This is a genomic window from Acinetobacter sp. CAU_H_78 (assembly GCF_058599365.1).
The window spans coordinates 538999-557817 of sequence record NZ_CM178652.1 but is presented as its reverse complement, the minus strand read 5'-3'; the positions used below and the strand labels follow the sequence as shown (position 1 = coordinate 557817).

At 42.8% G+C, this 18819-nt stretch carries 18 protein-coding genes, 1 tRNA gene and 1 pseudogene; 7 read left to right on the top strand and 13 right to left on the bottom strand.

The genetic code is table 11. The annotated features are described in order from the left end of the window. Window positions 1-159: 159 nt before the first annotated feature. A complete protein-coding gene (locus AC4MCD_RS02740) occupies window positions 160-447 on the top strand; it encodes a hypothetical protein (RefSeq protein WP_491876555.1) in 288 nt (95 codons plus the stop codon). A gap of 88 nt (window positions 448-535) precedes the next feature. Here AC4MCD_RS02740 and AC4MCD_RS02735 read toward each other — a convergent pair whose 3' ends face one another. From AC4MCD_RS02735 to pheS, 3 genes are all read right to left on the bottom strand, one after another. Continuing rightward, window positions 536-832 carry an integration host factor subunit alpha gene (locus AC4MCD_RS02735; RefSeq protein ID WP_004783565.1) on the bottom strand — a complete coding sequence of 99 codons (297 nt, stop codon included), beginning with the start codon at window positions 830-832 and terminating at the stop codon, window positions 536-538. After that, window positions 829-3210 (bottom strand): phenylalanine--tRNA ligase subunit beta, encoded by a 2382-nt coding sequence (gene pheT, locus AC4MCD_RS02730; RefSeq protein WP_491876554.1) that lies wholly within the window; start codon window positions 3208-3210, stop codon window positions 829-831. Before pheT ends, AC4MCD_RS02735 begins: the two co-directional genes overlap by 4 nt. A gap of 130 nt (window positions 3211-3340) precedes the next feature. Next, window positions 3341-4321 (bottom strand): phenylalanine--tRNA ligase subunit alpha, encoded by a 981-nt coding sequence (pheS, locus tag AC4MCD_RS02725; RefSeq protein WP_034703065.1) that lies wholly within the window; start codon window positions 4319-4321, stop codon window positions 3341-3343. Window positions 4322-4480: 159 nt separating this feature from the next. Here pheS and AC4MCD_RS02720 point away from each other — a divergent pair, with 159 nt between their 5' ends. Next, window positions 4481-5509 carry a hypothetical protein gene (locus AC4MCD_RS02720; RefSeq protein ID WP_491876553.1) on the top strand — a complete coding sequence of 343 codons (1029 nt, stop codon included), beginning with the start codon at window positions 4481-4483 and terminating at the stop codon, window positions 5507-5509. Window positions 5510-5670: 161 nt separating this feature from the next. Here the strand turns inward: AC4MCD_RS02720 and rplT are convergent, their stop codons facing one another. Further along, window positions 5671-6030: a 50S ribosomal protein L20 gene (gene rplT / locus AC4MCD_RS02715; protein ID WP_004647525.1), complete on the bottom strand. Its 360-nt coding sequence runs from the start codon at window positions 6028-6030 to the stop codon at window positions 5671-5673. Window positions 6031-6041: 11 nt separating this feature from the next. Beyond that, a complete protein-coding gene (rpmI, locus tag AC4MCD_RS02710; protein ID WP_004278281.1) occupies window positions 6042-6236 on the bottom strand; it encodes a 50S ribosomal protein L35 in 195 nt (64 codons plus the stop codon). Between the two features lie 230 nt (window positions 6237-6466). Here rpmI and AC4MCD_RS02705 point away from each other — a divergent pair, with 230 nt between their 5' ends. After that, a complete protein-coding gene (locus AC4MCD_RS02705; protein WP_491876552.1) occupies window positions 6467-7720 on the top strand; it encodes an MFS transporter in 1254 nt (417 codons plus the stop codon). Window positions 7721-7812: 92 nt separating this feature from the next. On the opposite strand, the gene AC4MCD_RS02700 is transcribed toward AC4MCD_RS02705, so the two are convergent. The 3 genes and pseudogenes from AC4MCD_RS02700 to AC4MCD_RS02690 form a co-directional block, all read right to left on the bottom strand. Continuing rightward, window positions 7813-8235: a YqaA family protein gene (locus tag AC4MCD_RS02700; RefSeq protein ID WP_419365702.1), complete on the bottom strand. Its 423-nt coding sequence runs from the start codon at window positions 8233-8235 to the stop codon at window positions 7813-7815. A gap of 7 nt (window positions 8236-8242) precedes the next feature. After that, a complete protein-coding gene (locus AC4MCD_RS02695; protein WP_159123055.1) occupies window positions 8243-8533 on the bottom strand; it encodes a hypothetical protein in 291 nt (96 codons plus the stop codon). Window positions 8534-8605: 72 nt separating this feature from the next. Continuing rightward, window positions 8606-9227, bottom strand: a pseudogene (locus tag AC4MCD_RS02690) (glutathione S-transferase N-terminal domain-containing protein). A gap of 310 nt (window positions 9228-9537) precedes the next feature. Here AC4MCD_RS02690 and AC4MCD_RS02685 point away from each other — a divergent pair. The 3 genes from AC4MCD_RS02685 (at window position 9538) to AC4MCD_RS02675 (ending at window position 11274) form a co-directional block, all read left to right on the top strand. Beyond that, window positions 9538-10002: an Hsp20 family protein gene (locus AC4MCD_RS02685; protein ID WP_004783582.1), complete on the top strand. Its 465-nt coding sequence runs from the start codon at window positions 9538-9540 to the stop codon at window positions 10000-10002. A gap of 99 nt (window positions 10003-10101) precedes the next feature. Beyond that, window positions 10102-10653, top strand: a complete 552-nt coding sequence (locus AC4MCD_RS02680; protein WP_166135695.1) for a hypothetical protein — start codon at window positions 10102-10104, stop codon at window positions 10651-10653. 225 nt (window positions 10654-10878) lie between these two features. Beyond that, on the top strand, window positions 10879-11274 hold the full coding sequence (locus AC4MCD_RS02675) for a hypothetical protein (protein ID WP_491876551.1): 396 nt from the start codon (window positions 10879-10881) through the stop codon (window positions 11272-11274). 61 nt (window positions 11275-11335) lie between these two features. Here the strand turns inward: AC4MCD_RS02675 and infC are convergent, their stop codons facing one another. The 4 genes from infC to AC4MCD_RS02655 all read right to left on the bottom strand — a co-directional run bounded on the left by infC (window position 11336) and on the right by AC4MCD_RS02655 (window position 16509). Next, the gene (gene infC, locus AC4MCD_RS02670; protein ID WP_081400954.1) at window positions 11336-11887 is read right to left on the bottom strand and encodes a translation initiation factor IF-3; all 552 of its coding nucleotides are present in this window, start codon (window positions 11885-11887) and stop codon (window positions 11336-11338) included. 5 nt (window positions 11888-11892) lie between these two features. Continuing rightward, window positions 11893-13815, bottom strand: a complete 1923-nt coding sequence (gene thrS / locus AC4MCD_RS02665; protein ID WP_491876550.1) for a threonine--tRNA ligase — start codon at window positions 13813-13815, stop codon at window positions 11893-11895. A gap of 227 nt (window positions 13816-14042) precedes the next feature. After that, window positions 14043-15212 carry an alanine racemase gene (locus AC4MCD_RS02660; RefSeq protein ID WP_491876549.1) on the bottom strand — a complete coding sequence of 390 codons (1170 nt, stop codon included), beginning with the start codon at window positions 15210-15212 and terminating at the stop codon, window positions 14043-14045. Window positions 15213-15228: 16 nt separating this feature from the next. Then, entirely contained in the window at window positions 15229-16509 is a 1281-nt protein-coding gene (locus tag AC4MCD_RS02655; RefSeq protein WP_491876548.1) for a D-arabinono-1,4-lactone oxidase, read from the bottom strand. Between the two features lie 241 nt (window positions 16510-16750). Here AC4MCD_RS02655 and AC4MCD_RS02650 point away from each other — a divergent pair, with 241 nt between their 5' ends. Further along, window positions 16751-18394: an acyl-CoA synthetase gene (locus AC4MCD_RS02650; protein WP_491876547.1), complete on the top strand. Its 1644-nt coding sequence runs from the start codon at window positions 16751-16753 to the stop codon at window positions 18392-18394. Between the two features lie 286 nt (window positions 18395-18680). On the opposite strand, the gene AC4MCD_RS02645 is transcribed toward AC4MCD_RS02650, so the two are convergent. Beyond that, window positions 18681-18767 (bottom strand) — tRNA-Leu (locus tag AC4MCD_RS02645). Between the last annotated feature and the right edge of the window lie 52 nt (window positions 18768-18819).

Sequence of the window (18819 nt, the reverse complement as noted above, 5' to 3'; positions counted from 1 at the left end):
GTTCCCCTAGTAGCAATTAAAAATGCGCAGTGATAGCATATTTGCAGACCAGTTAGACTGCTCCTGCGTTGTTAGTCCCTAACACTATTAGGAATAATAAAAGCATATTACAGCCTGACTTTGGTTTTTTTTAATCTCAATTTTTTAGAGAGTGATGCCATGTTATTCAAAAAAATCGCTATTGCTGCTGCAGTTGCTACTACTTTAGCTTTCGTTGGTTGTGCTAAAAAAGCTGACGACGCTGCTGCTGACGCTAACCAAGCTGCTTCTGAAGCTGTAGAAGCTGCTTCTGAAGCTGAAGCTGCTGCTGACGCTGCTGCTGTAGAAGCTACTTCTGAAGTTGCTGAAGCTGAAGCTGACGCTGTTGCTGAAGCTGACGCTGCTGCTGCTGTTGCTACTGACGCTGCTGCTGACGCTGCTGCTGCTTCTGAAGCTGCTGCTCAATAATCTTTACGATTATTCAGTACAAAAAAGAGAGCCTTTGGCTCTCTTTTTTTATGTAATAAATAAAAATTTTAGGTATAAAAAAAGCAGATCAATTGATCTGCTCATTCCCCACACGTTGACGGAACTTCTGCCCCGCGCGGAACGTAACAACACGGCGTGCAGAAATCGGAATCTCTTCACCCGTCTTCGGGTTACGGCCTGGACGTTGGCGCTTATCACGTAACTCAAAGTTACCGAAACCCGATAATTTTACTTGTTCGCCCGAGATTAGCGCTTGGCTAATCTCGTCGAAAAACAACTCGACCATTTGTTTAGCTTCACGACGGTTTAAACTCGTGAGCTCACTTAAATGATCAGCCATTTCTGCTTTTGTTAATGCTGTCATGAAGCCCTCAATGTCGCTTGGTAAGTGTTTTCCAACACCTGAAGGATATTATCCATACCTGATTTAATTTCAGCATCTTCCAGTGTACGGCTTGGATGCTGCCAGAGAAGTGCAAATGCCAGTGAGCGTTTCCCTTCTTCTACTCCTTGTCCAGTGTACACATCGAACAACCATGTCGAGCCTAGAAGCTCTCCACCTGTTTTTTCGATAAGTCCCTGAATTTCGCTAACATTAATCTTATCACTAATTAAAAGCGCAATATCACGTCGAACCGATGGAAAACGTGATAATTCTGTAAAATTAGATACATAAGTTTGCAAAACAGCCGATTGATCTAATTCAGCGACCCAAGTCGTCGCCAAATCGAGTTCATCTTCAAGTGATGGATGTAAACGACCTAAGTAACCAATTGACTGACCATTCACTAGAATTTCAGTAGATTGACCAGGATGTAACCAGCTACGTTCAGAACGCACATATTCCACATTCAGACGTGCAGCTGCCAAAATTTCCTCAATGTCACCTTTGAAGTCAAAGAAATCCATTGACTGCGCTTTACCATGCCAAGTTTCAGGCGTACGTGAACCAGTAGCAATCAAGGCAAAAGTTGGAATCTGTTTCAGATCATGAATTGAAGCCGCATCCTGATAATCAAATCGCAAACCGAGTTCGAAGAAACGCACACGGTTCTGCTGACGGTTGACGTTGTACTGTACGCATGGAATCAGGCTAGACAGTAAAGTTGAACGCATCACCGCCAAATCGCTTGAAATTGGGTTCGCCAAAGCCAATGGATTGACTTCTGGATTTAACTGTTTTTCCAGTTTCAGGTCGGCAAAACTGAAGCTGATCGCTTCCTGATAACCCAAGGTTACGGCTGTTTGACGAAGCTGAGTCAGTTCGAATTGGTCTTCATATTTCGCCAGTTTCACATCGATCACAGGCAAGCTGATTTGAATATTGTCATAACCGTGAATACGGGCAACTTCTTCAATCAGGTCTTGGTAAATTGCCATGTCATAACGGTGTGACGGAGGAACCACTGACCACTGACCTTCAGCTTTTACAGTGACGCTACAGCCTAAACGCGTTAAAGCATCTGTAATGAAATCTGATTCAACTGTATAACCTAATAGTTGATCGACCTGCGCTTGTTCTAACTCAATCGCTTCACGCTTTGGTAACAGCTCTGTTTTTTCAGCTACAATAATTGGACCAAACTCACCGCCTGCAAGCTCAGCAATCAACTGAGAAGCACGATGCATTGCAATCATAGGCAATTCGAAATCGACACCACGTTCATAACGTTGTGATGCATCAGTATGTAGACCGAAACGACGGGCACGGCCAGCAATATGCAATGGCGCGAAGAATGCTGATTCTAGGAAGATTTCAGTAGTTTCATCAGTTACTGATGAAGACAAGCCCCCCATAATCCCTGCAATCGCTAATGCTTTTTCAGCATCTGCGATCACCATCACGTCGTCTTGCAGTTCAACTTCCTGTTCGTTAAGCAGAACAAGTTTTTCACCTGCTTTGGCTTGACGTACATGCACTGAACCCTGAACCTTGCCACCATCAAATGCATGCAGAGGTTGACCCAGTTCCATTAATACATAGTTAGTGATATCGACCAAAATGCTGTGTTGACGGATGCCAGCACGTACTAAAGCTCGTTCCATCCACTCAGGGGTTGGTGCTTTGGTATTGACGTTTTTGATCACACGACCGAGGTAACGTGGACAACCTTCAGTTTCAACAACGACTTGCTTTTGATCGGCGATGGTTGCAGCTACTTCTTTAATTTCAGATGGAGTTACCGGCAACTGGTTAATCACACCAATTTCACGTGCGATCCCGCGAATGCTGAAACAGTCACCACGGTTCGGGGTGATGCTGATATCAATCACGTTGTCATCAAGGTCTAAGTATTCACGAACATTTACACCGACTGGTGCATCTGCAGGAAGCTCTAACAGACCATCAATTTTGTCTTCAAGATCGATTTCTGAAGCGCCACATAGCATACCTTGTGATTCAACACCACGCAGTTTGCCTTTCTTGATTTTAAAATCGCCTGGTAATACTGCACCGATAGTGGCTACGGGCGCTTTCATACCGGCACGTACGTTAGGTGCACCACACACGATTTGCAAAGGCTCACCTGAACCAATGTTTACAGTGGTAACACGTAAACGGTCTGCATCCGGATGCTGTTCGACTGTCAGGACTTCACCAACAACCACACCTGTAAACGGTTTTGCCGCAGGTGCAATTTCATCCACTTCAAGACCAAGCATAGTCAACTGGTCAGACAGTTTTTCGCTATCGATGACTGGGTTAACCCATGTGCGCAGCCAATTTTCGCTAATTTTCATTTCTTTAAAACCTATAAATTAATCTTTTAAATCCCCCTCTAACTCCCCCTTTTATAAAGGGGGAGAACCCTGAGTCACATAAGGACAGCCCCTCTCCTTTTAGGAGAGGTCAGGGAGAGGTTTAAATCCTTTAAGCAAACTGGCGTAAGAAACGCACATCGTTTTGATAGAACATACGCAGGTCATTAATGCCATAACGCAACATTGCAAAACGTTCTACACCTAAACCAAATGCAAAGCCTTTGTATTTGTCTGGATCAATGCCCGCAGCGCGAAGTACATTTGGATGCACCATACCGCAACCCAAAACTTCTAACCATTTGCCACGCTCATCCATAATGTCCACTTCAGCACTTGGCTCAGTGAACGGGAAATAAGACGGACGGAAACGCACTTTCAAATCTTTTTCGAAGAATTCGTTTAGCAGGTTTACCAATAAACCTTTTAATTCAGCAAAGCTGGTATTTTCAGCAACGTATAAGCCTTCGATCTGATGGAACATTGGTGAATGTGTCTGGTCAGAGTCACAACGGTATACACGGCCTGGGCACACGATACGAATTGGTGGCTGCTGGGTTTCCATAGTACGAATCTGTACGCCCGAAGTATGGGTACGTAGCAGATGGTTCACATCAAAGTAGAAAGTGTCATGCATGGCACGTGCAGGGTGATGGCCTGGAATATTCAATGCTTCGAAGTTGTGATAGTCATCTTCAACTTCTGGACCAGTCGCTACTGTGAAACCTGCTTTGGTAAAGAATTGACAGATACGTTCTTGTACTTGGGTCACTGGGTGGATGCTGCCCACCTGTTGGCCACGACCGGGCAAGGTAATATCAATTGTTTCACTAGCAAGCTTTTGTTCTAGTGCAGCTTTTTGCAGTTCAGCCTGACGTTGTGTCAAAGCACTTGTGATGGCTTCACGAACTGCATGAATTTGTGCCCCAAACGCTTTACGTTGTTCAGGATCCATTTTCCCCAGCGACTTAGATTGTTCCGCGAGCTGGCTTTTTTTCCCCGTAAATTGCACTCGTACTTGATCAAGTGCAGCAAGGTCTTGAGCTGCTGCAATCGCAGCGAGCGCTTCAGTGGTCAGGGCTTCCAGTGACATAGTAACTCTCAAAGCAACAGGTTAGAAATATTTTTAAAAACCCCATATTCTAACAGTTTTTAGGCGAGTTGATGAAGTGCGCTTTTAATGAAAATTAGAATAGCATCATGAATTATAAAAAGTATAAGATAAACATAATATCAATCAGATCAAATCACTATGGCACTCGATCAAATTTGGAAACAGCAACTGACCCTCGTCACTTATGGCAATGAGTTTTTAACTCAGGATCTCAGTTTCAGCCGCTGGCTGAATCACTCCATTTTTAATCAACACCATTTAACTTTTCGTGATCTGATTTCCCAGCATTTGCTGGCACAGCACTTTCAAATCTGGCTAGAAGGCCTGAAAAAGCAAGGTGTTCGTAGGATCAGTCTGCATTCTTCACATTTGCTGGAAGATGAAAATAACCCTAATGCCAATGTCGAACTGGTTCCTTTGGCTCATGTGATTATCAGTCATCATGCTCAAGGTAAAACCGCCTGGATGATCGGTAAGGAACTGGCTGAATGGTATACCGCTGATAATGATTATGAAGCACCGGAAGCCCAACAGTCGCCTTTACGTCATGAAGTATTCTGGCGTTACGAACTCAACAGTAAACTGGCCAAAAGAATTGATGCTGATCTGCTACAACCAAACTGGGATGATATTCATACCTATACCGAACAGGAATTATTTGAACATCATTTAGCTCAAGGATTCACTGAGCCTGCTTATACTGGTTTGCCTTATTACGGTACTACCCCAACGATTCAGTCTCATGCAGAAAATCCGAGTCATCTTGCTTTGATTCCAACGGATTATTCATCTGATTATGCTCATCAAACCTTGTACCGTCTGGATGCATTAAGTGATTTTATTCAGACGAAGATTCAACACCCTTATAATGATGATGGTCAGGTACTGAATCCAGAGCAGCAATTAAATCTGCGCCACTTTGCACAAAAAATCGATGAAATCAGTGCCAAGTTTATTGTGAAAGTGGCCAATCATTATAAAACTGCACAACTCACTCCTAAAGTGGCGCCTGATCCTTTTGCGGGCATGAATACTGAAGATCGCGCGGTTAAAGTCTCTAAAGCTGAACGACCACAAAGTCATCATAAAACCGGTGCTTCAAGTGTGATCAAACTGATTCTGATCACGATTGTGATCTGTCTGATTGGCTACTATTTCGGGCTTTAATAAAATATATTGTCTATAATAAATAATCACTTTGGCTTGGTGGAGAATTAATCTCCACCAAATCAATAAATAAATGATTTAAAAAATCAAAGATCCCACTGATTTTATTTAAGCATAAAAAAAGACCGCTTTTAGCGGTCTTTTTTCTAAGTCATAAAGACTTATGCAGCCAACGCATCTTTAGCTTTAGAAGCTAGAGCTGCAAACGCAACTGCGTCATGCATAGCGATGTCAGCAAGTACGCGACGGTCGATGATAACCTGAGCTTTTTTCAAGCCAGCGATCATACGGCTGTACGATAAACCGTTTTGACGTGCACCAGCGTTGATACGCGCAATCCATAGAGCACGGAATTGACGTTTCTTCTGACGACGGTCACGGTAAGCGTATTGACCAGCTTTGATTACCGCTTGGAACGCTACGCGGTAAACGCGTGAACGAGCACCATAGTAACCTTTAGCGCGAGCAAGAATTTTTTTGTGACGGCGATGAGCCTGTACACCACGTTTTACACGAGCCATTTATAATCTCCTTAGATGTACGGGCACATACGACGAACTGAAGCAACGTCACTTACGTGAACCATTACACAGCCGCGCAATTGACGAATACGCTTAGCAGATTTTTTGGTCAAAATGTGGCGTTTGAACGCTTGTTTACGCTTAAAACCGTTAGCAGTCGCTTTGAAGCGTTTAGCTGCACCACGGCGAGTTTTCATCTTAGGCATAACAACCTCTTTTGAACACCTGTTCGGCACGTCTGCACCATTGCAAGAACGCCCTGCAGGTAAGGGAGCCGATATTCTAATGCATCTTTGCTTAAAACAAAAGCACTAGTCTTTTTTTCTTGATGAATCTGCAAACTTAGCATTTTTTACGATAAGAATTGAATGATGAATTTATATACTGCTTGCGATATCACTTTATAATTTGTCAATTTTTTCAGTTGCAGCTCTTTATGCACATTCAGCCCGATGCGTTTGCCGCACTCCGTTATCGAGACTTTTCTATTGTTACCTTAAATCAGTTTTGCCTGACTTTAGCCATTCTGATTCAGGAAATTATTGTTGCCTATTCTCTATATCAGATTACCAAAGACCCGCTAACCTTAGGACTGATTGGTCTGGCAGAAGCCATTCCTTTTATTTCCCTCTCCTTATGGGGCGGATATGTCGCGGATCGCTTTAATAAACAGACTATTATGAAAATCTGTTTATTTTTCGCCATTCCGATGCCTCTCATTCTCTGGTCACTGTTTCATTATCACGGCTTGGGAAACCTCGGCACCAGTCAATTATCTTGGGGAATTTATGCTGTCATTTTCTGTCTGGGTACCATTCGTGGCTTTTATAATCCTTCAGCAACTTCACTGAAACCCTTTCTGATTCCACGTGCACTCTATGCCAATGGTGCAACCTGGACCACAATTGGCTGGCAAAGTGGGGTAATTATCGGACCAATGCTCGGTGGTTTTATGCTGGCATTTTTAGGTCGGGAAACCAGTCTTCTAACTGTCGCAGTACTGGTCAGCATCTGTTTTATTCTGATTAACTTACTGCAAAAGCGCGATTTTCCTAAAATTGAAACTGAAAATGTCCTGCATAGTCTGGGCGATGGTTTCCGTTTTATCTGGAACAGCAAAATTGTACTGTGGTCGATTTCCCTAGATCTGGTTTCGGTACTGTTTGGTGGGGTGATTGCCCTCTTACCGATTTTTGCAGAGGATATTTTAAAGGTTGGCCCGGAAGGTTTGGGGTATTTACGGGCTGCCCCGTCCATTGGCGCACTGATAACCATGATTGCCCTAACCCGCTTTCCGCCTACGCAACATGCCTGGCGTAATATGCTGCTTGCAGTCGCAGGTTTCGGTGTCTTTACCTTGCTATTCGCTTTTTCCAACTCGATGTGGCTATCTCTGTTTGCTCTTGCCATGACTGGTGCATGTGACAGTATTTCAGTAGTGATTCGCCAAACGATTTTACAGATTTACCCACCCGATAATATGCGTGGTCGGGTTGCTGCAGTAAACGGCATGTTTGTCTCATCCAGTAATGAACTGGGTGCTTTTGAGTCTGGTCTGGCTGCGAAATATATGGGCACGATTATGGCTACAGTGTTTGGTGGCAGCATGACCCTACTGGTGGTTGCCATCAGCTGGGTGAGAACCAAGGATCTGTTTGGAGTTGATATTACCAAAGGGACTGAAAAGTAATTTTTAGTTCTGATGCACGTAGGATCTTTAATCAGGAAAATCCTGCGCGCTAATGATGAATACAAATAAAAAGAGGCTTTATGCCTCTTTTTTTAAAACATCGCATACGCCCAATAGACAAACAGATAACGTCCAATTTTGGCAATACTGACTATCAAGATAAAACGGGTAAAATTTTCCTTGAGCAAGCCGGCAATTAACGTAATTGGATCGCCAATAATCGGCACCCAGCTCAGCAATAATGACCAATAACCATATTTCTGATAAGTACGTTGAGCTTTAAGCATCTGCTGCTCAGAGACTGGAAACCACTTTTTATGCTTATATTGTTCAATCTTGAATCCCAGATACCAATTCACACAGGAACCCAAGATATTTCCAGCACTTGCGATCATGATGAGCAAGGCCGCCGAATAGCTCCCTTGCCATAATAAACCCAGCAAAACCGCTTCCGACTGCAGCGGTAATAAAGTGGCTGCACCAAAAGCGGCAAGAAAGAGCAGAAACAGGGACATCCCGAGACTAACGGCTTAAACCCAGTTTTTTCTTGGCTTTAAGATATTCCCAATTCGCCCAGACTATAGCCATAACCATGACCAAAATACGTGACCATTGATATTTCTGGGTGATCGGCTCAAGAGCTGTATTTAAAATCTGACGATCTTTGGTATTCAAGGCACTGATCACCTGATCCACATGCACAATTTCAGCAACGAACAGCAGCAGACAAGCTGCGATACCGAAAATAATACTCCAGTAAATTCGAGGATTCGTTTCCACGATTTTAGTAAAGTTCAGGAAAAAATCTTTCATATACTCACCCAATAAAAAACCACCCAAAGGTGGTTTAATCTACTTTTATCTAGTTTAGCACAAAGGCCAGACTTATCTGACCTGTATTGCTAACGCTCTTTGCACCGCTGGACGCGCAGTCAGGCGTGTCACATATTCCTGTACTTCCGGATAATCAGCCAGATCAATCTGCTGCCATTCATGACGTAGCACCCATGGCAAAATAGCCATATCCGCAATCGAATACTCACCAGCTACATATTTCTGACCAATCAGCTGTTTGTTCAGAACCCCGTATAGACGCTTGGTTTCATTGACATAGCGATCAGTGGCATACGGGATACGCTCAGGAGCAAAACGGCTAAAGTGATGATTTTGCCCCAGCATTGGACCCAAGCCACCCATTTGCCACATTAGCCATTGCTCAACTTCAACACGTTGCTGCTCATCATCCGGATAAAACAGGCCAGTTTTACGACCCAAATATTGCAGAATCGCGCCAGATTCAAAGACTGAAATCGGTTCACCACGCGGGCCATCCTGATCCACAATCGCAGGAATTTTGTTATTTGGAGAGATACGTAAAAAAATCAGGTTGAAACTGGTCATTTTCCAGAATATTGATCGGGAAAATTTTATACTCCAAGCCCATTTCTTCTAATGCGATGGTAATTTTATGGCCATTGGGCGTTCCCCAATAATAGAGATCAATCATGTTATTACCTGTTACCTTTTCGTTTTTACATGACATTATTGAAATTTGATCTAGTTATAGCATGATTTAAAGCCTTACTTCCGCATATTTTGTTATAGATTCAGCAGTAAAATCGCTAAATTCAAAGCATTATTTTTAGCCCAAGATGGGTTCAAATATTTTTAAATCTTGAGGCTTGAAAAGCTTCGCCTCAATCCTATATTAGAAATAGAGCAATGATCTATTCAGGAGATTGCTTCCAATCACTGAGTTCATATTGAAGAATTGCATGTTGTTTAAAAAACTTTTCTGAGATCAGGAGGTAAGATCAATGAGCAATTTCAGTCTTAGCCCACTATTCCGTCGTAGTATCGGTTTTGACCGCTTTAATGACCTTTTTGATTATGCAATGCAAAGTGAGGCACCGAACTATCCACATTACAACATTGAAAAAACCGGCGACAACAATTACCGCATTGTGGTTTCTGCTGCCGGATTCAATGAAGACCAGCTAGAGATCAATCTGGAAAATCAGGTTCTGACCATTAGCGGTAAAGCGGTGGAAGAAAATTCAGATACGACTGTGGAATTCCTGCATAAAGGCATCGCCCACCGTTCATTCAAATTGTCTTTAAGACTGGATGAACATGTAGAGGTACAACAAGCTGAATTTGAAAATGGTTTATTGAAAATCGAATTGCAGCGCAATGTACCGGAAGAAAAATTGCCTCGTCAGATTCCGATTGGCAAAAAACTGTTAGCTGAAAAAAATGAATCTAACGAGCAGCAAAGCTAATCACCTGCCAAAAGAAAGACCCGAATGGGTCTTTCTTTTTTAGGACAGAATCCTTAAGCTTGAAAGTGTTCAATTTTCACTCATTATAAAAATAATAATATGAGCACATCAGATATTATTCTGTTTCATCAAAGTGCCCAGACGATGAAACATATGGGACTTCTCCTTCTTTGCTATCCCATTGGAATTTTGATGACCTTATACCTTCATACTCCAGATCCTCCTTCCAGTTTTATTCGAGGATTGGTATTTTTATGGCAGGAGTCTCCAAGCTTTTATGGCTATATGCTGGGTTTCCTGATGCTATCGCTCTTGGTATATAGCATTAAACTAAAAATCACCTCGCGGACAATTTATTACACTTTGGCAGGTTACCGGATCAGCCTGTGTTTATATCGTGAAGCCGTCCATTATAGCTTTATCAATCCTCAATATGATTCAATTAAAGCCCGTACCAAACGTTGGCTAACCAGACTTCCCGCTCATCAAATTAATCAGCGGGATGGCACTCTCGATTTTATTCTTTGTCAGCCCAGTTGGCGCGACCGACTCTGTTTAAGATTATTCCGGATTCATTTATCGATGTTTTCCCGCCAGCAAGCCAAGGAAATTATTCAAGCCATGTACAGTGCTTGGAATTTAAGATCATAAAGGCTGATTCAAAAGCAATTTTAATCATGAAGTTTAAGCTGAAAGAAATTTATCTCATCAGATTTCAAAGGATAAAAAGCAGTTATTAAAAAATGGTGTTCTGGTTGGGACTTTCCCCTATCACCACATATAGTTGATTTACATAAAATTTCGGCTATGCTTTTCTGAAACAGAATAAAACATTCAATAAATACCATAGATAAAAAAATCTGCCGTAGGTGCACTATGAATTATGTCCGTCGCAACGCCCTAAGTCCATTCATGCTATTGGGCTTGCTCTTCTTTTTATTGATTGTCATTTTACTGCTATTGTTTGGCTGGCCACATTATAAAGTTTGGAAACAAGGGATGGATGGTCAGGCAGCATTGACTGAAGCAGAACAATCTAAAATGATTCAAGTGCAAGTTGCAAAAGCGGAACTGGAAAGTGCCAAACTGCGTGCAGAAGCTATTAAACTCGTTGGGCAGGCAGCTAAAGATTATCCTGAATATCGCAAGCAGGAATTTATTGGTGCATTTGGTGAAGCCCTACGTGAAGGTCGTATTCAACAAATAATTTATGTACCCACTGAGGCCAATATTCCGATTGTAGAAGCAGGAAAATCCTACCCTATTCAATAAAAAATTAAGTTACCTCATAAAAAAGCCCTGCAAATGCAGGGCTTTTTTCATCAAGAGATGCTTACTTTTTCTTTTTAGGACCAAGCAGCATACCCATTTGACGACCTTCCATTTTTGGCGCTTGTTCAACTACACCATATTCAACGACGTCTGCTTCAACTTTTTGCAGTTGAGCCAGACCCAGTTGTTGGTGAGCCATTTCACGACCACGGAAACGCAGGGTAATTTTTACCTTGTTTCCTTCTTCAAGGAATTTGATGATTGCACGTAATTTTACGTTGTAATCACCTACATCTGTCGCAGGACGTAGCTTGATTTCTTTCACCTGGACTTGATGTTGTTTTTTCTTCGCTTCTTTCTGCTTTTGTTTCAGATCAAACAAATGCTTATTGAAGTCCATGATTTTGCAAACAGGTGGCTCAGCATTGGCTACGATCTCAACAAGATCAAGCTCAACATTTTCTGCTGCGCGCAATGCTTCCGCAAGGCTTACAATACCTTTTTGCTCACCATTTTCGTCTACAAGACGAACTTCTTTAGCACGAATTTCATCATTCAAGGCAGGACGGTTTGATTTATTACCGCCCTGTTGATTACGGTCAGGCTGTTTAATCGCTGTTACTCCACAATGTACCGGCCGCGTTCGGCAACGGCTGCTTTTACTAAGTCAACGAAAGCATCGATTGACATAGTACCCAAATTTTTTCCTGAGCGGGTACGGACATTCACCGTACCTTCCTCTACCTCACGGTCCCCAAGTACCAATAAGTAAGGAATACGCTCTAAAGTACGTTCACGAATCTTAAAGCCGATTTTCTCATTTCTCAAGTCAGAAATTGCACGAATTCCGTTTTCTTTAAGTTTCGCGACGACTGACTCACAAGCCTCGGCTTGAGCATCAGTAATATTCATGACACACGCTTGCACTGGTGATAACCAAGGTGGCATAAAGCCCGCGTAGTGCTCAATCAGTATACCAATAAAACGTTCGAAACTGCCAAGAATTGCACGATGCAACATTACAGGCTGATCACGATCGTTGTCTTCAGTAACATAAGAGGCATCCAGACGTTCTGGAAGGTTGAAGTCACATTGAATGGTACCACACTGCCAGATTCGGCCTAAGCAGTCTTTCAATGAGAATTCGATCTTCGGACCGTAGAATGCACCTTCACCTGGTTGTAAATCCCAATCTAGGCCAGCAGTATCTAAAGCATCTGCCAAAGATTTTTCTGCCATATCCCAAAGTGCATCATCACCCACACGTTTTTCAGGACGTGTAGATAACTTCATTTGTACTTCTTCAAAGCCAAAATCTTTGTATACGTCTAGTGTCAATTTGATAAAGTCTGCAACTTCAGTACCGATTTGTTCTTTAGTACAGAAAATATGCGCATCATCTTGGGTAAAACCACGTACACGCATGATGCCGTGTAAAGAACCCGATGGCTCGTTACGGTGACATGAACCAAACTCCGCTAAACGGATTGGAAGATCACGATATGATTTTAAGCCCTGGTTGAACACTTGCACGTGACAAGGACAGTTCATCGGTTTCACGGCATAGTTACGGTTCTCTGAATGAGTCGTAAACATGTTTTCAGCATAGTTTGCTGCGTGACCTGATTTTTCCCAAAGCGTGAAATCCACCACTTGTGGTGTACGGATTTCAAGATAGCCATTTTCTTGCTGAACTTTACGCATGTATTGTTCAAGCACTTGATAAATGGTCCAGCCGTTCGGATGCCAGAACACCATACCTGGTGCTTCTTCCTGCATGTGGAACAGGTCTAAAGCTTTACCAATTTTACGGTGATCGCGTTTTTCAGCTTCTTCAATACGTTTGATATAAGCTGCAAGCTGTTTCTTATCAGCCCAAGCTGTACCATAAATACGTTGCAGCTGTTCGTTTTTCGCATCACCGCGCCAGTAAGCACCAGAGATTTTTGTTAGCTTGAATGATTTTAAGAATTTGGTATTTGGTACGTGCGGACCACGGCACATATCCAGATAGTCCTGATGGTAGTACAGGCCCATTTGAGTTTCTTCAGGCATGTCTGCGATCAGGCGCAATTTGTATTCTTCGCCACGTGCAGTGAATTCTGCAATTACTTCATCACGTGGTGTCATTTTTTTCACGACATCATAGTCCTGATCGATGAGCTTTTTCATACGCTCTTCAATCGCAGCCATGTCATCTAAAGTAAATGGACGCGGCATCCAGATGTCATAGTAGAAACCTTCTTCAATGACTGGACCAATGACCATCTTTGCTTCTGGGAACAATTGCTTAACGGCATGACCCACCAAGTGTGCGCAAGAGTGACGAATAATTTCGACACCTTCTTCATCTTTAGGCGTGATGATTTGTAAGGTTGCGTCTTCAGCAATCAGATCGCACGCGTCCACTAGACGATCGTTAACACGACCTGCAACGGTATTTTTTGCAAGACCAGGACCGATGCTTTGAGCAACTTCCATCACAGATACGGCGTGATCAAATTGTTTTTGATCGCCATTTGGCAAAGTGATAATTGGCATATGAAATCCTTAAGGAGTGATGCCCCGTACCATGGAGCATGTCACCGCGAGATTATGATCGAGGGAGAACCTCAAAAGATAAAAACGGTGGATAAATAAAAAATCGCCTAGAATTTTACACGGCTTGGGCCAATGATTAAACCTTTTCCCTAATAAAAATAGGATTTATCACCAAAAAGTTCTTTTGAGCCGCAATGAGTTAAGATCATTATTCTCTCAAAAATTATTTATTCTCTAAAGGTTTGCCACGCTTCAAATTGCCTTTCAGCATAGACATATAATTGAGAAAACTGGGGAATGATGGCTTCACTTTGAGTTGGTCTTAAAAACACATAATCATCAACTTTCAGTTCGCAAGATTTCGGTACCAGAACCATTTCCTGATTGCTACTGCGTCTATATAAAACATGCGGCTGGCTTTTTTCTGGAAAATAATAGTCCGCCTGCCAGTAGCCACCATACACAAATAGCGCTTTATGCTGATGTGGTAGATGATTCAGCATTTCCAGTCCAGGAATTTGGCTATAAGGCAGCACTTTTAAAATCGGAGTGGCGATCCACAAGGCAGATTTTAAAGCAGAGAGATTGTCCAGATCGAAATCGCTGGGTTTAAGTAGCATGGAACCAAAAGCCAGATCATTACAGACACTCTGCTGGCAATGCTGCATAAAGGTCGGACTGCCGCCACCGTTAAAACATGGGTTTTCATGCCATAAATCAGGAAATTGCTGTTGCAGCGTCAGCTTGAATTGTTGATAAATCTGCTGTGATTGCTGATAGCTTTTCTCAGAACTTTTGAGAATTTTTGGTAGTTTAGCTACATGCGCATCGTAGCCCATTAATCCGGAGAATTTTAGAGACAAAGGATGCTGCTGAATCAGCTTGAGTAGGGCTATAAACTGCTCCTGACTGTTCACCCCTCCGCGATGCAGCCCCACATCAATTTCAATATTCACATTCAGGCAAAGATTCAGGCTTTGGGCGAGTTGCAGATACTGCTCCAGACGTGCCTGACTATCGATCAGCCATTGAATATTTACTTGAGTATTTAAGTCCATTTGACCAAACCAGCTTTGATAAAAGCGCTGCGCTGCATGAACCGGCATTGGCTTACCGAGTAGAATGTCCGCTTGCTCAAATGCTCCGATAATTTCCCGAAGATGTGGCAGATGAAATACCATAAAACGCTGGGTATTCAGCTTTTCACTGGCTAATTGAAGCAACTCAGTACTGGACAGAGATTTCACCACCAGACGAGGCTTTAACTGCGGAGGTAGTTTTGCCTGCACAACATCCAGATTATGCTGATACTGAACCAAATCCAGAATCAGTTGTGGTGTACCTGTACCCTGCTGTTTTAGGTCTTGAGTCAGTTGCTGAAAATAAGTTGATCGCATCTTCTACTCCTGCTACTTAGCCAGAAAACAGTTGTTTCAAGTAGGGATTCAGCCATTTTTGCTGTGGATCCAGCTGCTGACGTAGCGCCATAAATTCAGGCCATTTTGGATATAAGTCACGCAGTGATGCAGCATGCATGCTATGCAATTTGCCCCAATGCGGTCGCCCCTGATATTTCTGAAAAATCGGTTCAATTAGATTAAAAATGACATGATAATCCTGCTTATGAAACTGATGGATAGAAATTGAAACTGAATCCCGCTGATAGAACGGACTAAGCCAGATATCATCCGCTTTGACATAACGAAACTCGATCGGAAAGAACATCGGCACACGATGCTGCCTTAAACAATGCAGCACTTCTTCCAGACACTGCAAGCCTAGTTCGACCGGAATCTGGTATTCCATTTCATTAAATCGGGTATTACGCGGTGTGGGGAAAATCTGACTGGACCAATCCACAAAACAGGTCGGTTTGACAAAAACACCGAGCAGCTTTTGCAGATAAGGATTGGTAAACGGCAATAACCGTGTCAATTCAGAGCACAACATCAATAAACTATCTTCTGATGGCCAGCTTTCTTTTCTCGGCTGAATGCATTCATCCGTTTCATCTAGTGTTTTCAGCATGACCTGATCAGCATACAAAAAAGCCCAAAACTCAATATGACGATGCTGATGTTTCCATTGATCGATATTGGAAAATATGTCTTTTAATGGACACAACCGGATCTGTTCTTTTAATTTATAACACGGCCGATTTTGCAGGGTGATTTTAGTCAATATTCCGAGACTGCCCAGTGCTACCCGCCCCGCCTGAAAAATTTCCGTATTTTGCTGCTTATCACATTGCAATAATTCGCCATCTGCAATCAGTAACTCAAAGCCTTGAACGAAAGCAGATAAACATGGCAAATCAATTCCCGTGCCATGCGTACCAGTCGAGACGGCACCCGCCAGACTTTGCTGATCAATATCGCCTTGATTGATCAAAGCCTGATTAAGAGGGGCTAGATATTCACCCAGTTCATATAAACGCGTACCTGCCTGTACAGTACATTGAGCTGTCGCTTCATCTGCATCTATCACGCCTTTGAAATGATCCAGACGAATCAATACCTCATCGGTTTTGGCCAGCGCACTGAACGAATGTCCTGCACCCACCACACGAATCTGCGCATGTGACTTCACCAGATTTTGTAATTCATTGATTTCTTTAGGCTTGAAAATTTGAGGAGAACTGTACTGGATTCCTGACCAGTTGTGCCATGTTGCATCCGCCTGTTGTATTTTCATTATTATTCCTTGGCTGAGGCTATTTTTAACACCCATTTAGAGTAAAATACCTAAAAAGGCAAATATGGGAACCCATAGGTTCAAAAAAATCAGTGCTTAAAAATAATTTTATTAATATTCAATTATTTAAATTTTTAAAATTATACATTTGCACTCGACTAAAGCATAACTGCAAGACTTCCAAGAATTGCATATCTTTTTTAACAGGATATGAAAAATAAATATAGAACGGAGTTTTACAATGGTTAAGGCATACGATGAATTACCGCGCACCCCTGCCAATTTTGTAGCGCTGTCACCTTTACGCTATCTCGATCGCGCGGCTTATATCTACCCGAATCAAAACGCGATCATTCATGGTAAGCGTCGTATTACTTGGCGTGAAAAATACAATCGTTGCCGTCAGTTTGCCCACCAGCTCCAGAATTTAGGCATCGGTAAAAATGATACCGTTTCAGTTTTGCTGCCAAACGTACCTGCGATGATCGAAGCACACTTTGCTGTGCCAATGGCGGGTGCGGTCCTGAATACCTTAAATACCCGTCTGGATGCCAAAACATTGGCGTTCATGCTGGAACATGCTGAGACCAAAGTACTGCTGGTCGATCCAGAATTTTCTGCAGTTGCAACAGAAGCGTTGGCATTGGTTCCACAGCAGGACATTTATGTGATTGACGTGGCTGATGAGGAGTTTGAGGGTGAAGACACCCGTATCGGCCAAATTGAATATGAAGACTGGCTGGCTCAAGGCGATGCCAATTTTGAATGGCATTTACCGGATGATGAATGGAATGCGATTAGCCTGAACTACACTTCTGGAACCACAGGCAACCCGAAAGGCGTAGTTTACCATCACCGTGGCGCCTATATTAATGCAGCCAGTAATATCATTGCCTGTGGCATGATGCCGCGTGCCACTTACTTATGGACCTTACCGCTGTTCCACTGTAATGGCTGGTGTTTTGCCTGGACCATGGCGGCCAATGGCGGTACGAACGTCTGCTTACGTAAAGTTGATCCGGAACTGATCTTTAAGCTGATTGCTGAACATAAAGTGGATTATTTCTGCGGTGCACCCATTGTACTATCGATGCTGATCAATACCCCTGAAGATAAAAAGACCAAGTTTGATCATCGTGTCGAAGTGATGGTAGCCGGTGCTGCGCCTCCTGCTGCGATCATTGAGGGCATGCGCAATATCGGTATTAATGTGACTCATGTCTATGGCCTAACTGAGACCTACGGCCCTTCTGCGCTTTGTGCGTCTCAGGCAGGTTGGTCAGACCTGTCGATTCAGGAGCAGGCACAACTGCATTCTCGTCAAGGTGTACCATATCCATTGCAAGACGGCATGAAAGTACTTGATCCTGACACTATGCAGGAAGTGCCACATGATGGTCAGACCATGGGTGAAATCATGTTCCGTGGCAACATCGTCATGAAAGGTTATTTAAAGAATCCGGAAGCAACTGCAGAAGCCTTTGCCGGTGGCTGGTTCCATACTGGCGATCTAGCAGTATGCCAACCTGATGGTTATGCGAAAATTACCGACCGCTCTAAGGATGTGATTATTTCAGGTGGTGAAAACATTTCATCGCTAGAAGTGGAAGAAGTGCTCTATCAGCATCCTGCTATTCTCACGGCAGCCGTGGTGGCAAAACCAGATCCACGCTGGCAGGAAGTACCATGTGCCTTTGTCGAACTGAAAGCAGGACAAACTGCTACAGCAGAAGAGATTATCGAATTCTGCAAGCAACATCTGGCGCGTTTTAAAGTACCTAAAGATGTGGTGATTACCGAGATTCCAAAAACTTCAACCGGGAAATTGCAGAAATTTATCCTGCGTGACTGGGCCAAAGAACGCTCAACGGGTGAATTTTCTTAATTTATTAAGACTGTAGTATCTAGGTATCTAGCTCCACTTTTGAATTTTATTTTTGATTGTGAAAAAGAAAAATTTGATGAGTGGGGCTTTTTTATATCCAGAATACAGACAACTCATTTATTTAAGTGGCTGAATTTAAATTGCTGATTAAGATACTTATTCTGAAAGATACCTTACCAAATTAAAAACAAAGAATGCGATCAATCAATAAGGTTCACATCTATATACTTACTTTTAGGCAATAAAAAACCCCAAGACTTAATATGCTTGGGGTTCTTTAGAATCTTGGTCCCGAGGGTCGGACTCGAACCGACACGTCATCTCTGACAGCGGATTTTGAGTCCGCCGCGTCTACCAATTTCACCACCTCGGGAGTGGATGACGGCTATATTACTCTGTTTCAAAAACTTGTCAACGCAGAAAAA

What these genes read in the sequence shown, in the direction of transcription:
- AC4MCD_RS02680 (WP_166135695.1), top strand. Translation starts at nt 10,102, where the DNA reads ATGAGCACATCAGATATTATTCTGTTTCATCAAAGTGCCCAGACGATG.
- AC4MCD_RS02740 (WP_491876555.1), top strand. Translation starts at nt 160, where the DNA reads ATGTTATTCAAAAAAATCGCTATTGCTGCTGCAGTTGCTACTACTTTA.
- AC4MCD_RS02660 (WP_491876549.1), bottom strand. Translation starts at nt 15,212, where the DNA reads ATGCGATCAACTTATTTTCAGCAACTGACTCAAGACCTAAAACAGCAG.
- pheT (WP_491876554.1), bottom strand. Translation starts at nt 3,210, where the DNA reads ATGAAAATTAGCGAAAATTGGCTGCGCACATGGGTTAACCCAGTCATC.
- AC4MCD_RS02685 (WP_004783582.1), top strand. Translation starts at nt 9,538, where the DNA reads ATGAGCAATTTCAGTCTTAGCCCACTATTCCGTCGTAGTATCGGTTTT.
- AC4MCD_RS02675 (WP_491876551.1), top strand. Translation starts at nt 10,879, where the DNA reads ATGAATTATGTCCGTCGCAACGCCCTAAGTCCATTCATGCTATTGGGC.
- rpmI (WP_004278281.1), bottom strand. Translation starts at nt 6,236, where the DNA reads ATGCCTAAGATGAAAACTCGCCGTGGTGCAGCTAAACGCTTCAAAGCG.
- pheS (WP_034703065.1), bottom strand. Translation starts at nt 4,321, where the DNA reads ATGTCACTGGAAGCCCTGACCACTGAAGCGCTCGCTGCGATTGCAGCA.
- AC4MCD_RS02705 (WP_491876552.1), top strand. Translation starts at nt 6,467, where the DNA reads ATGCACATTCAGCCCGATGCGTTTGCCGCACTCCGTTATCGAGACTTT.
- AC4MCD_RS02720 (WP_491876553.1), top strand. Translation starts at nt 4,481, where the DNA reads ATGGCACTCGATCAAATTTGGAAACAGCAACTGACCCTCGTCACTTAT.
- thrS (WP_491876550.1), bottom strand. Translation starts at nt 13,815, where the DNA reads ATGCCAATTATCACTTTGCCAAATGGCGATCAAAAACAATTTGATCAC.
- AC4MCD_RS02655 (WP_491876548.1), bottom strand. Translation starts at nt 16,509, where the DNA reads ATGAAAATACAACAGGCGGATGCAACATGGCACAACTGGTCAGGAATC.
- rplT (WP_004647525.1), bottom strand. Translation starts at nt 6,030, where the DNA reads ATGGCTCGTGTAAAACGTGGTGTACAGGCTCATCGCCGTCACAAAAAA.
- AC4MCD_RS02735 (WP_004783565.1), bottom strand. Translation starts at nt 832, where the DNA reads ATGACAGCATTAACAAAAGCAGAAATGGCTGATCATTTAAGTGAGCTC.
- AC4MCD_RS02650 (WP_491876547.1), top strand. Translation starts at nt 16,751, where the DNA reads ATGGTTAAGGCATACGATGAATTACCGCGCACCCCTGCCAATTTTGTA.
- AC4MCD_RS02695 (WP_159123055.1), bottom strand. Translation starts at nt 8,533, where the DNA reads ATGAAAGATTTTTTCCTGAACTTTACTAAAATCGTGGAAACGAATCCT.
- AC4MCD_RS02700 (WP_419365702.1), bottom strand. Translation starts at nt 8,235, where the DNA reads ATGTCCCTGTTTCTGCTCTTTCTTGCCGCTTTTGGTGCAGCCACTTTA.